Below are 12558 nucleotides of genomic sequence, written 5' to 3'. Positions count from 1 at the left end.
GTTGGCTCCGCACGGAGAGTCTTTCGGTGGAGAGACCCCCTCATCCGGCGCTTCGCGCCACCTTCTCCCACATCCGCCTTCGCCAAGGCTTCGGCGGACATGAGGGGAGAAGGGAAGAGGTGCCTCGTCACTCCCGCGCCGTCGCCTTGAGCGCCTTGATGACGTCCTCGCGGGCGATGATTCCGACCAGCTTCTCGGCGCCGTCGAGCACGATGATGCTCCTGATGCGGTGCTCGACCATGATCTGGAGCACGCGCGTCAGCCGCGTGTCGGGGCTGACATAGATGAACTCGGGCGTCATGACGTCGCCGATCCTGCGGCTCATCAGGTCGCGATAGTGCGGCAGCATCTGGCTCGGCGAGAACGCGAAACACTTCAGGATGTCGAACTTGGTGACGATGCCGACGACCTGCCCGTCGTCCTCGACCGGATAGGAGTTGAAATCATCACGCTCGAACATCTCGCTGAGCGCGAGCAGGTCCTGGTCGCGCCGCGCTGTCCTGACGTTGCGCGTCATATAGCCGTCCACGGTCTGCTCAAGAAACTTGTACACGGCGCGTCCTCCTCGATTAGCTTTTGGGCCGACCGGCCGTCAGTGCGACAGCAGCACGCTGCGGGCGGATTGGGTGACCAGATATTCGGTGACGCCGCCGAGGATCAGCTCGCGAAAGCGCGAATGACCATAGGCGCCCGCCACGATCAGGCCGGCCCCGAGGTCGCCGGCGACCTGCTCCAACTGCGCGGCAGCGGTTGCGTTCCGCACGGCCTCCGAGACGCGTGCGCTCGCGGTGACGCCGTGACGGGCGAGCCAGGCGGCAACGTCGGTGACGCCGGCCATCACCGCCGAACGGTCGTCGTCGCGCTCCGGGATTTCGACGATGGTGACGTCCCTCGCCTTGCGCAGCATCGGCAGCGCATCCGCTACCGCGCGCCGCGCCTCCGGCGTGTCCTTCCACGCCACCAGCACGCTGCGCAGGTCGAGCCAGTTGACCTTATCGGGAACGACGAGAAGCGGGCGGCCGGCCTGCATCACCAGGTCCTTGGGACTTGCAAGCGCGAACGCGTCGGAGAAGGCCGGGCTGTGGCCGCCGCTGACGATGATGTCGGCACATCGTGCCTGCGCCAGCACGAATCGCGCCGGAAAATCCATGGCGCCGCGCCACTCCACGCGGCCGTCGCGCGCCTTGGTGGCGGCGCGGAATTGCGCCTCCAGATCGGCGAGGCGCTTCCTGATCGAGGCTTCCTCCTGATCGATAAGGCTCTGGGCCTCGGCGCCGTCGGTGAAATAGAGCGGCGGCGCGAACTGCCCTGCGGCAACCCCGATCATGGCCGCCTCGAATCGCTCGGCGAGCTCGCCCGCGACCTGAAGGCGCGCCTCGTTGGACTGGTCGAGCGCCAGGCTGACCATCACGGTCGCGTAAGTCATTGGGATTCTCCGCACAGCTATGAACTGGCGCGAAATCTAGCCTCGCCGTGACGGGGCAGGATGAGGTAGATCAAATCGCCGGACGCGGCCTTGCGGGAAATCCGCCAATGGAATCAGACATCCGAACTTGCCTCGGGCCGGTCCTTGGGCGAAATTGCGGTCATGTTCGCGGCACCACGCCCGCCGCGCGAAGATGGGAGTTATCGATTGTCGCCGACCCGCGTAACGCATCCGCCAGACGACAGTCGTGGCGAGCATTTCCGGGTCCGGATCGAGGGATTCGGCGTCGGCACCTGGGATCTCGACCTGACGACGCGCGAGCTGGAGTGGTCGGAAACCGCGAGGATGCTGCTCGGTATCGAGCGGGGCCAGCCGGCAAGCTACGACCTCTTCCTGTCGCGCCTCGAGCCCGGGGACCGCGCGCGCGTCGAGAACGCGATCAAGCAGGTCTCCGAGCATGGCGGCGGTTTCGACGTCTCCTTCAGGATTTCCGCCAATTCCGGCCGCGGCAAATGGATCAGGGCCCGCGCCGGCTTGATCCGAGACGATTCCGGCGTCGCTCGCCATCTCAGTGGCATCTTCCTCGATATCGACGAGGAGAAGCAGGTCGAGGAAGCCCTGCGCACGCGTGAGACCCACCTCCGCTCGATCCTTCACACCATTCCCGACGCCATGATCGTCATCGACGGTCGCGGCATCATGCAACTGTTCAGCACCGCCGCCGAGCGCCTGTTCGGCTGGTCCGAGCAGGAGGCGATCGGCCAGAACGTCAGCATCCTGATGCCGGAGCCCGACCGCACCCGCCACGACAGCTACATCGCGCGCTATCGCAGCACGAACGATCCGCACATCATCGGCATCGGCCGCATCGTGACCGGCAAGCGCCGCGACGGCACGACCTTTCCGATGCACCTGTCGATCGGCGAGATGCAGTCCGGCGGCGAGCCCTATTTCACCGGCTTCGTCCGCGACCTCACCGAGCACCAGCAGACCCAGGCGCGGCTCCAGGAATTGCAGTCCGAGCTCGTCCACGTGTCGCGGCTGACCGCGATGGGCGAGATGGCCTCGGCGCTTGCCCACGAGATCAACCAGCCGCTGGCGGCAATCAGCAATTACATGAAGGGATCGCGGCGGCTGCTGGCCGGCAGCACCGATCCCAACACGCCGAAGATCGAAAGTGCGATGGATCGCGCCGCGGAGCAGGCCTTGCGCGCCGGCCAGATCATCCGCCGCCTGCGCGACTTCGTCTCCCGCGGCGAGTCCGAGAAGCGGGTCGAGAGCCTGTCTAAGCTGATCGAGGAAGCCGGCGCGCTCGGGCTTGCCGGCGCGCGCGAGCAGAACGTGCAGCTCCGCTTCAGCCTCGATCCGGACGCCGATCTCGTGCTCGCCGACCGCGTGCAGATCCAGCAGGTGCTGGTCAACCTATTCCGCAACGCGCTGGAAGCGATGGCGCAGTCGCCGCAGCGCGAGCTCGTCGTCGCCAACACCCGCGTCGATGACGACATGATCGAGGTCGAGGTGTCCGACACCGGCTCGGGCTTCCAGGGCGACGTCATTCCCAACCTGTTCCAGACCTTCTTCACCACCAAGGAAACCGGCATGGGCGTGGGACTGTCCATCAGTCGCTCGATCATCGAGGCTCACGGCGGACGCATGTGGGCCGAGAGCAACCCATCAGGCGGCGCGACATTCCGCTTCTCTCTCCCGGCAGCCGATGAGAATTGATCCATGACGACCAAGGGACATGTCTACGTCATCGATGACGACGAGGCGATGCGGGACTCGCTGAACTTCCTGCTGGATTCCTCCGGCTTCGGCGTTACCTTGTTTGACGATGCGCAAGCCTTCCTCGATGTCCTGCCCAGCCTCGCCTTCGGCTGCGTCGTCTCCGACGTGCGCATGCCTGGAATCGACGGGATCGAGCTGTTGAAGCGGATGAAGGCGCAGCAAAGCCCGTTCCCGATTCTGATCATGACCGGCCATGGCGACGTGCCGCTCGCGGTCGAGGCGATGAAGTTAGGAGCGGTCGACTTTCTCGAGAAGCCGTTCGAGGACGATCGCCTCACCACCATGATCGAGACGGCGATCCGCCAGGCCGAGCCGGCGGCGAAGAACGAGGCGATCTCGCAGGACATCGCCGCCCGCGTCGCCTCCCTCAGCCCGCGCGAGCGCCAGGTCATGGAAGGGCTGATCGCGGGCCTCTCCAACAAGCTGATCGCCCGTGAATACGACATCAGCCCCCGCACCATCGAGGTCTACCGGGCCAACGTCATGACCAAGATGCAGGCCAACAGCCTCTCGGAGCTGGTCCGGCTGGCGATGCGCGCCGGGATGCTGAAGGATTGAGGCAAGTCAAAATCATTCTCCCGGGCCGTGCTAGCCAAAGGGGATGATCGAGATCGGCTCGCACCAACAGCGGCTTCCAGTGACGTCATCCGCAAAGCCCACCGTCTACGTGGTCGACGACGATGCCGCCGTGCTGGGATCCCTGCAATTCCTGCTGGAAACCGACGGCTTTGCCGTGCGGACCTTCAGGAATGCCACGGCCCTGCTGAATGCCAGCGGCGCGCCCGGCGCGGACTGCTACGTGATCGATTACAAGATGCCCGACATCAACGGCATCGAGCTGGCCGGCCGGTTGCGCCAGTCCGACGAGGGCACGCCCGTGATCCTGATCACCGGCTATCCCGATGGGAATATCTCGGCCCGGGCGGCAGCCGCAGGCGTCAAGGACGTCATTTTGAAGCCGCTTCTCGACGAAACCCTGGTCAAGTGCATCCGCCACGCCATCCAGGGCGGCCGCGGCAACTGACCTACGGGGTTCTACGTAGGTAAACCCCCTTAAGATATCTCGCGAAATTTTCGAAGCGCCCGAACCCGCGTACCAAAGCGTCATCACAACGGAGATGGCGCAGATGCTGACCGAGACGCTCAACACCCAGGCGATCAACACCCAAGTTCGTGCCAAGATCGCTCCTGCCCATCCCGTCTCCGACCAGTTCGGCGCGATCGCCGGCCATGTCGGCCTCGTCGCCACGGAGTTCTCCTACCGCAAGGACGAGGAGATCTACGGCGAGGACGAGCCGGCCGAATATGTCTACCAGGTCATCACCGGCGCGGTGCGCAGCTACAAGCTGCTCTCCGACGGCCGCCGCCAGATCGGCTCCTTCCATCTCCCCGGTGACGTGTTCGGCCTTGAATCCGGTCCCAGCCACCGCCTCGCCGCTGAAGCCATCATCGACACGACCGTGCGCCTGGTGAAGCGCGCGAGCCTGGAGAAGGCCGCCGGCACCGACGTGCAGGTCGCCCGCAAGCTCTGGGCCATGACCGCCGGCGAACTACGTCACGCCGAGGACCACATGCTGCTGCTGGGACGCAAGACCGCGATGGAGCGCGTCGCGACCTTCCTGCTCGAGATGGACCGCCGCCTTGCGGTAGCCGGCATGATGGCGCTGCCGATGTGCCGCCGCGACATCGGCGACTATCTCGGCCTGACGCTGGAGACCGTGTCGCGCGCGCTGTCGCAGCTTCACGCCCAGGGCATTTTGGGATTTTCCGGCGCCCGCCAGATCGTGCTGCGCAACCGCCAGCGCCTGCACAATCTCGACGCCTGATTTCTGTCTTCCTCCCCACCCGCTTTGGCCGGCTGAATTCGTTCAGCCGGCCATTTTTTTCGGCGCGATCATGCCTGTGCGCCGGGTTTCCGGCATCACAAAGAGGATCAGCAAAAGCCCGGTCGCGGCGACGCCGGACAGCCCGATGAAGGCGGTGGCATTGCCGAACTTGTCGCTGACATAGCCGCCAAGCGCCGTGCTCAAGGACGCCCCGATGCCGGTCGCGGTCCCGACAATGCCTTGCGCCAGATTGAAATGGCCGCTGCCGAAGGCGACGTCGGCCACAATCAGCGGGATCATCACCGCAAACACCGCCGCCGTGATGCCGTCGAACACCTGCACCGCGACCAGCAGATAGGGATCGCGCACGGTCGCAAACAGAAGGCCCCGGATCGTCAGCGCAGCGAATCCGATCAGCAGCAGCGGTCGCCGGCCCCAGAGCTGCGCCTTGCGCCCGACCGTCGGCGACAGCAGCGCGACAATCGCCTGCGGCACGACGATGCAGAAGGCGACGAGCACGGTTGCCCACTGGCTCGACCGCGCCGTCACCGCGCTCGCCATCAGCGGCATCATCGCGGCGTTCGCCAATTGCAGCAGCAGCACGCTCAGCGCGAAGACGATGAGCGGGCGTTGCCGGATCAGGTGCCAGAGATTGGTGTCGCCTGGAACCGGCGCCTCGCGCGGCATCTCGCCGTGACAGCGCGCGATGTCCACTTCCTCCTCGCGGATGCGCGACAGCGCGATCAGGGTCGGAATCGCGAGCAGGAAGGTGACCAGGAACACCGAGCGGCTCGACAGGAGATAGCCGGCCGTGCCCATCACGGCGGCGGCGACGCCGTTGCCGAGGGACGCAAAGCGCGCATTGCGGCCGAGCCGCTCGCCGATCGCAAGCGGACCGACCAGGCCGAGGCTGATCGCCGCGATCGCCGGCCCCAGCACGCAGCTCGCCGCCGCATGCAGCGTGGCCGCAGCAACCACCACGGGGAAGATCGGCATCGCCGCATAGGCGAGCGCGCAGAAGCCGATGGTCGCTATCGCAAGCGCTGCGACCAGCCGCTCGGACTTCGCGGCATCGATGATCGCGCCACCCGGCATCTGCCCGATCAGCGCGACGATGCCACCGATCGACAGCACGAGGCCGATCTCGACCTGCGTCCACTTCTGCGTCGTGAGGTAGACCGCGATGAAGGGGCCGAACCCTGTCTGCACGTCGGCGAGGAAGAAGATGAACCAGTCGAGGCCGCGCAGGCTCTGGCGCGACGGCGCCGGAAGGCCCGCAGGCGGCGGCGCGGCAACCTTGTACCGTTCAACGCGGCTATCGCGATCTGCGTGGTTCCGCTTCCTCGACAACAGCACCGGCGGCCATCCCTCCCCGCGCCTCACTGAATCGCTTGCAGCGGCTGCAGGCTGCCGGACGCGCCGAGCACCACCATCGGCGTGTCTTCCTTGTATTCCGGCGCGGCTGCGACCTGCGCCTTGGTTAATTCCAGTGTGATGCTGTCCTTCTTGTTGGCAATCTTGCCGAACCGCATCGCGTTCCAGTCCACCACGATCTTGCGGCTACCGACGCCGAGGAAACCGCCGAAATCAATCACGGCGGCGCGCACGCGGCCGGCGCGGTCGACGATGATGTCGACGATGCGGCCCATGTCCTCGTCGGCTGCGCTGCGCACGTCACGGCCGAGCACGCCATGGGCGTCGCTCGCACCGATGATGGTCACGGACGGCGGCGGCGCGGCGTCCTTCGGCGTGACCGGCACGGTGGAGGTCGACGGCTGCACCGCGGCCGGCGCGTTCGCTTCGCTGGGGGGCGTCGTTGGGCCCGCGGGCGGTTCCTCCGCGGCACGCGATGCGGCGACCGTCAATCCCGCGGCGATCGCTGCGCTCAGAACCAACCATCCGGCGGTACGCATAAAACCCTCCTCGCAGGCGCCGCTAGCGCGCCAGCACGATCGAGACCTGGATCTGGCCGCGCGTGCGCAAGACCTCCAGCGCGACGTCGTCGCCGTGACGGCTGACGCGCAGATCCACGCTGGAATTGCCCAATCGCAGATCGCGCAGGATCACCTCGTTCAGGAACGCCGGCAGATGCGGATTGCGCAGGCGAATCTCGCCGCGCACGACGTCGAACTCGATGCCGAGCGCGGCCTCCAGCAGCGTGAATGGCGTCGCGCTGGCCCAGGCCTGCGGCGCGCAGGCGACCGGATAGAGCGTCGGGCCGCGCCGCTTCTCGCGCCGGAAGCCGCAGAACAATTCGGGCAGCCGCCGCAGGTCCATGTAGGTCGCCGCTTCGAACAAGCCCTTGAAGACATGCGCCACCGAATGCTTGAGCCCGTAGCGCGCGAGCCCGAGCGCGATCAGCGCATTGTCGTGCGGCCAGATCGAGCCGTCATGATAGGACATCGGGTTGTAGCGCACCTCGCCTTGCGCGACCGTGCGGATGCCCCAGCCCGAGAAAAAGTGCGGCGCCATCAGATCGGCGGCGACGAGACGTGCGCGGTCCTCGCGGATCATGCCGCTGAACAGCACCTGCCCCGCATTGGATGTCCGCACCTTGCAGGGCCGTTTCCTGCCGTCGAGCGCGAGCGCATAGGTACCGAGCTCCTCGCACCAGAATGCCTTCTCGAACCGCTCGGCCAGCGCCTTGGCCTCGGCCTCGAGCTTTTTGGCGAGGTCCGGCTTGCCGAGCCGCAACGCGCAACGTGCGGCGAGTTGTTTGGCGGCAAAGACGTAACCCTGCACCTCGGCAAGGGCGAGATTGCCTTCCGCAAGCTGGCCATCTGCATGGAAGATCGCGTCATACGAGTCCTTCCAGCCCTGGTTGGCGAGGCCCTTTTCGGTGGCGCGCTGGTATTCGACGAAACCGTCCCCGTCGGGGTCGCCGGGGCCGTCGATCCAGGCCAGCCCCGCCTCGATCGCCGGCCACAGCTCGGTCAGTGTCTTCTCGTCGCCGGTGCGCTCGAAATAGCTTCCGGCGAGCAGCACGAACAAGGCGGTCGAATCCACGCTGCCGTAATATTGCGCGAACGGCACCTCGCGAAGCGCAGCCATCTCGCCGCCACGCATCTCGTGCAAAATCTTTCCGGGCGCGGCATCGTTCAGCGGATCGACCGTCTCTGCCTGAAAATGCGCGAGCCGCCGCAGCACGCCCTTCGCGACCCGCGGATCGATCCACAGCATCTGGAGCGCGGTGATCAGGCCGTCGCGGCCGAACGTCGTCGAGTACCAGGGAATGCCGGCATAGGGATAACGCCCCTGCGGCGTCTCCGTCATCAGCATGTTGAGGTCGGCCATGGCCTGGCACAGCACCTCGTTGAAGATGTTGTTCGACGTCTCGATGTTGGCCATGCCCATCGTCGAGTGGCGCATCTCGCGGCGATGGGCGAGCAGGCCCCTGAAAAAGCGCGCGGGCTTCTCCGCGATCGGCCGGTTGCAGGACACCGCCACGAACAGGGATTTCGACTGGTGCGGGTCCAGGTCGAGCTGCCAGGTCGCGGCATTCACCGACAGCCGCGTCGGACGCGGGTCGAAATGCAGACCGGTGGTACGCACGGCATCGTCAAGCCCGCGATAGTGGAACAGCACGTCGGTCGGCCCGAGCAACTTGCTGGTGCCGGTCCCGCGGTGCGGGCGCCGCTCGCCCCGCACCTCGAACAGATCGGCAAAGTCGCTGTCGAACAGCAGCGTCAGCTCCGGGCTGGCGCGACGGTCGCCATGGTTCTGCACGCCGATGCGCTGATAGGCCGTGCCGCGCCACAGGAAGATCGTGCGCACGATGTGCAGCAGGTCCTTCTGCAGCACGATGCGGCCCTGCCGATAGATATCGGGATTGGTGAGATCGACGGTCAGGGCCGAATTGTCATCGCGCAGATTCGAGCCGAGCAGCAGCGGCTGGAGATCGTCGAGCACGAGCTCCAACCGCGCCAGATAGCGCGTGTCGCAGTTGAACAGGCCGTCCGGCCCGCCCGCGGAGGCGCCGATGTCACCATGGCTGTCCAGCACGATGAAGGTGTCGTCGTGCTTGAGCGACCGACGGGGCCGCGCGGCGGGCCCCGTCATCGGAATGTAGAACGCCTGCTCCGCGACGGCCTCCTCCGTCTGCGTTACCGAGATGATCTGGGTTACGGCTTCGGCTGCCATGAGCTGCTCCCCTGCGGCCTGTTTTTCGAACGCGACCAACGCAAACGCAACTGTTGGACTTACGCGGCGAACTTCGCCAGCCGGCTCATCTCCTGCGTCACCAGCTCACGGTAGGGGCCGTGGCCCTGCATCAAGCGGTCGGGCGCGCCGTCCTCGATGATCTTGCCATTCTTCAGCACCAGGACGCGATCGAAATTGCGCAGCGTCGCCAGCCGGTGCGCGATCGCGATCACGGTGCGGCCGCGCATCAGGCGCGACAGCGCCTCGCGGATCGCCTCCTCGGATTCGCTGTCGAGCGCGGCGGTCGCTTCGTCCAGCAGCAGGATCGGCGCGTCCTTCAGGAAGGCCCGCGCGATCGCGATGCGCTGGCGCTGGCCGCCGGACATCTTGACACCGCGGTCGCCGACCATGGTGTCGAGACCTTCCGGCAGGCTGTCGATGAAATCGCAGCGCGCCGCGATCGCCGCGCGCAGCACCTCGTCGTCGGTCGCGTTCGGACGGCCGTAGCGGATGTTCTCACGGATGGAGCGGTGGAACAGCGAGATATCCTGCGGCACGACCGAGATGGCCTCACGCAGGCTCAGCTGGGTCACCTTGGAAATATCCTGGCCATCGACGGTCACGCTGCCTTCATCGACATCGTAGAACCGCTGCAGCAACGTGAACAGGGTCGATTTCCCTCCGCCCGACTGGCCGACCAGGCCGACGCGCTGGCCGGGCTGAAGCCGCAGGCTGAACCGTTCAAAGATTTTTTCGCCGCCGGGATAGCCGAAGGTGACGTTGTTGTACGCGATCGCGGCGCCGCTCTTCATCAGCGGCTCGGCCTCGGGATGATCGCGCAATTCATGCGGCACGAGCAAGGTCGCGATCGCCTCGGTCAGGCGCGCGACGTGCTGGGTGACATCGACCAGCGCCACCGCGAGGTCGCGCGTCGCGTTGAGAATGGAGAGGCCGAGCGTACAGACCAGCACGACATCGCCGGTGGTCGCCTCGCCCTGCTGCCAGAGCGTGATCGCCCAGGCCATCAGCGCAACCGTCAGGACGACCGTCACGCCGGCATGCGTGAGCCGCAGCTTTTCCAGATAACGCAGGCTACGGCCGCGCGCGGTCAGTTCCCGGTTCACCGTCGCGTCGAACCGCTCGTGCTCATGGCCGATGCCGCAGAAGGCGCGGACCAGCGGCATGTTGCTGATGACGTCGATCATCTCGCCGTCGACGACGGCGGCCTTGTCGGCAAAGTCGTCATGCAACGGCTTGCCGGCTGCGGCCAAATGGAACATCGCTATCACCATACCGCCCGCGACCACGATCAGGCCGAGTGCCATATAGGGACTGACGGTTCCAATCAGACCGATGGCCGCAATTGTGGCAATGCACGGCGGCAACACATTCCAGACGAACATGTTCTCGACCGTGAACACCGCGTTTGAGGTCGCGGTGATACGGCTCGTCAGCATGCCCGGCATGCGATCCGAGAAATAGCTCGGCGCGTGTCCCGTCAGATGACGAAATATGTCACGGCGTAAATCGCCCGTGACACGAACGAAGGTGAAGCTCGCGGTCCAGCTCGCGATCCGCCACAGGAAATTATCCGCCGCGATCAGCGACATGAGTAAAATGAATGCCAGCCATACGCTGCCACCGTGCGAAGTTCCCGCGGACAGGCTGTCGACCAGGGATTTGACGCCGTATTGCGTGCCCACGGAACAGGCAACGGCTGCAACGACAGCGGTCAGGATCACGAGATGCGATGCCGGCCGTCGTCGCAGATAGCGCAAGACAAAGGCAAATGGCCTGCGCGCGTAACCAGAAAGATGATCCATGTGACTGCGACCCCGTCGTATTGATTTCGATTTTTCTATTAGCCGATTGAACATCGACCGCTTCGCCTCGGTTCCCGGGCCGGGTCATCACGACATGCGGATGCGGACGATGTGAGAAGAGGAGATGGCAGCATCGCGGCCGACTGAAGTGTGTCGAAGAAGTAACGTTCGTTGAAGGAACTTCGCAATTGCGAGAACGTTCCCTCGTCTGGCATGCCGGTGCCGAGACACGGCGGGGGTTTTACTTCCATGATCACAGAGGAGATGGCGAGATGCGCATCGCGCAGGTAGCTCCGTTGACTGAGGCTGTTCCACCCAAGCTGTATGGCGGCACCGAGCGGGTGGTGCACTGGTTGACGGAGGAGTTGGTTGCCCTTGGACACGATGTCACGCTGTTCGCCAGCGGTGACTCGCAGACGTCGGCGAAGCTGGACGCACTTTGGCCGCGGGCGCTTCGCCTCGACGGTTCCGTGCGTGATCCCAACGCGCTGCATATGGTGCTCCTGGAGCGCGTGCGGCAGAAATGTGACGACGAGGAGTTCGACTTCCTCCACTTCCATCTCGATTACTATCCCTGGTCCCTGTTCCACCGGCAGCCGACCCCGTTCGTGACCACGCTGCACGGCCGGCTCGACCTGCCGGAGCATCAGCCCGTGTTCAACACCTTCTCGAAAATGCCTGTCATCTCGATCTCGAACGCGCAGCGCAGGCCCGTGCCGCAGGCGAACTGGGTGACGACGATCCACCACGGCCTGCCGGAGACCTTGCTGACGCCGAAGCCGGCGAAGCAGGAATATCTCGCCGTGCTCGGCCGCATCGCGCCCGAGAAGGGCGTCGACCGCGCCATCAAGATCGCGATGCATTGCGGCATCCCGCTGAAGATCGCGGCCAAGGTCGATCGCGCCGACCAGGACTATTACGACGAGCTGATCAGGCCGATGATCCAGAACAATCCGCTGGTCGACTTCATCGGCGAGATCGGTGACCACGAGAAATCCGACTTCCTAAGCGGCGCGCTCGGCCTCCTGCTGCCGATCGACTGGCCGGAGCCGTTTGGCCTCGTGATGATCGAAGCCATGGCCTGCGGCACACCGGTCGTCGCCTTCAACCGCGGCTCGGTGCCCGAGATCATCGACGAGGGCCTCACCGGCTTCGTGGTCGAGGACATCATCAGCGCCGCCGGCGTCGTCAAGCGCCTGCCGCAACTCGATCGCGCGGCCATCCGCAAGCAGTTCGAGAAGCGCTTCACGGCGCGGCGGATGGCGCTGGATTATCTCGCGGCCTATCGCAGCCTGACGGAAGCGCAGGCGCCGCGGATCAAGCTGGTGAGCAGCGCGGAGTAAGGGCCGCTTTCACCTCACGACACACTGTCATGCCCCGGCTTGACCGGGGCATCCAGTACTCCGCGACTTCTCGGCTCAAGCACTGCGGTCTCAGGAATACTCGATCGCCCGGCTTGATGTTCAGCCCGGGGACATGACCGACGGGTGTTCGGGGACATAGCCGACACTTTTTCCGCTCGCCAAGTCGATGATAGCGACTTGGTGGGCGGCAA

11 protein-coding genes are annotated in these 12558 nt (G+C 65.4%); 5 read left to right on the top strand and 6 right to left on the bottom strand.

Annotated features, from left to right (window positions below; translation table 11 throughout):
- Positions 1-127: 127 nt before the first annotated feature.
- Both ABIB95_RS05625 and ABIB95_RS05620 read right to left on the bottom strand, forming a co-directional pair.
- Positions 128-553: a CBS domain-containing protein gene (locus tag ABIB95_RS05625; protein ID WP_354238172.1), complete on the bottom strand. Its 426-nt coding sequence runs from the start codon at positions 551-553 to the stop codon at positions 128-130.
- A 39-nt stretch (positions 554-592) separates the two neighbouring features.
- Entirely contained in the window at positions 593-1426 is an 834-nt protein-coding gene (locus ABIB95_RS05620) for a universal stress protein (RefSeq protein ID WP_354238171.1), read from the bottom strand.
- Positions 1427-1633: 207 nt separating this feature from the next.
- Between ABIB95_RS05620 and fixL the strand changes: the two genes are divergently transcribed.
- From fixL to ABIB95_RS05600, 4 genes are all read left to right on the top strand, one after another.
- Positions 1634-3151, top strand: a complete 1518-nt coding sequence (gene fixL, locus ABIB95_RS05615; protein ID WP_354238170.1) for a sensor protein FixL — start codon at positions 1634-1636, stop codon at positions 3149-3151.
- A 3-nt stretch (positions 3152-3154) separates the two neighbouring features.
- The gene (fixJ, locus tag ABIB95_RS05610; RefSeq protein WP_354238169.1) at positions 3155-3772 is read left to right on the top strand and encodes a response regulator FixJ; all 618 of its coding nucleotides are present in this window, start codon (positions 3155-3157) and stop codon (positions 3770-3772) included.
- A gap of 43 nt (positions 3773-3815) precedes the next feature.
- Positions 3816-4238: a response regulator gene (locus ABIB95_RS05605; RefSeq protein ID WP_354238168.1), complete on the top strand. Its 423-nt coding sequence runs from the start codon at positions 3816-3818 to the stop codon at positions 4236-4238.
- 103 nt (positions 4239-4341) lie between these two features.
- Complete coding sequence (locus ABIB95_RS05600) at positions 4342-5040, top strand: helix-turn-helix domain-containing protein (protein ID WP_247307756.1); 699 nt, start codon at positions 4342-4344, stop codon at positions 5038-5040.
- Between the two features lie 42 nt (positions 5041-5082).
- Here the strand turns inward: ABIB95_RS05600 and ABIB95_RS05595 are convergent, their stop codons facing one another.
- From ABIB95_RS05595 to ABIB95_RS05580, 4 genes are read right to left on the bottom strand one after another with little or no spacing between them, the layout of a single operon-like run.
- Positions 5083-6396, bottom strand: a complete 1314-nt coding sequence (locus ABIB95_RS05595) for an MFS transporter (protein WP_166089383.1) — start codon at positions 6394-6396, stop codon at positions 5083-5085.
- A 23-nt stretch (positions 6397-6419) separates the two neighbouring features.
- Entirely contained in the window at positions 6420-6953 is a 534-nt protein-coding gene (locus tag ABIB95_RS05590; RefSeq protein WP_354238167.1) for a PRC-barrel domain-containing protein, read from the bottom strand.
- 22 nt (positions 6954-6975) lie between these two features.
- On the bottom strand, positions 6976-9180 hold the full coding sequence (locus tag ABIB95_RS05585) for an amylo-alpha-1,6-glucosidase (protein WP_354238166.1): 2205 nt from the start codon (positions 9178-9180) through the stop codon (positions 6976-6978).
- A 59-nt stretch (positions 9181-9239) separates the two neighbouring features.
- Positions 9240-11003, bottom strand: a complete 1764-nt coding sequence (locus tag ABIB95_RS05580; protein ID WP_028150105.1) for an ABC transporter ATP-binding protein — start codon at positions 11001-11003, stop codon at positions 9240-9242.
- A 272-nt stretch (positions 11004-11275) separates the two neighbouring features.
- On the opposite strand from ABIB95_RS05580, the gene ABIB95_RS05575 reads away from it, so the two are divergent.
- Positions 11276-12346, top strand: coding sequence for a glycosyltransferase family 4 protein (locus tag ABIB95_RS05575; protein ID WP_354238165.1), 1071 nt, complete (start codon positions 11276-11278; stop codon positions 12344-12346).
- Positions 12347-12558 lie beyond the last annotated feature (212 nt).

Source organism: Bradyrhizobium sp. LA2.1, from assembly GCF_040547725.1.
GTDB lineage: Bacteria > Pseudomonadota > Alphaproteobacteria > Rhizobiales > Xanthobacteraceae > Bradyrhizobium > Bradyrhizobium barranii.
This window is presented reverse-complemented; position numbering and strand designations above follow the sequence as displayed.

Coding starts and splice junctions, on each gene's coding strand:
- ABIB95_RS05575 (WP_354238165.1), top strand. CDS start 11,276: ATGCGCATCGCGCAGGTAGCTCCGTTGACTGAGGCTGTTCCACCCAAG.
- ABIB95_RS05585 (WP_354238166.1), bottom strand. CDS start 9,180: ATGGCAGCCGAAGCCGTAACCCAGATCATCTCGGTAACGCAGACGGAG.
- ABIB95_RS05580 (WP_028150105.1), bottom strand. CDS start 11,003: ATGGATCATCTTTCTGGTTACGCGCGCAGGCCATTTGCCTTTGTCTTG.
- ABIB95_RS05600 (WP_247307756.1), top strand. CDS start 4,342: ATGCTGACCGAGACGCTCAACACCCAGGCGATCAACACCCAAGTTCGT.
- ABIB95_RS05620 (WP_354238171.1), bottom strand. CDS start 1,426: ATGACTTACGCGACCGTGATGGTCAGCCTGGCGCTCGACCAGTCCAAC.
- fixJ (WP_354238169.1), top strand. CDS start 3,155: ATGACGACCAAGGGACATGTCTACGTCATCGATGACGACGAGGCGATG.
- ABIB95_RS05605 (WP_354238168.1), top strand. CDS start 3,816: ATGATCGAGATCGGCTCGCACCAACAGCGGCTTCCAGTGACGTCATCC.
- ABIB95_RS05590 (WP_354238167.1), bottom strand. CDS start 6,953: ATGCGTACCGCCGGATGGTTGGTTCTGAGCGCAGCGATCGCCGCGGGA.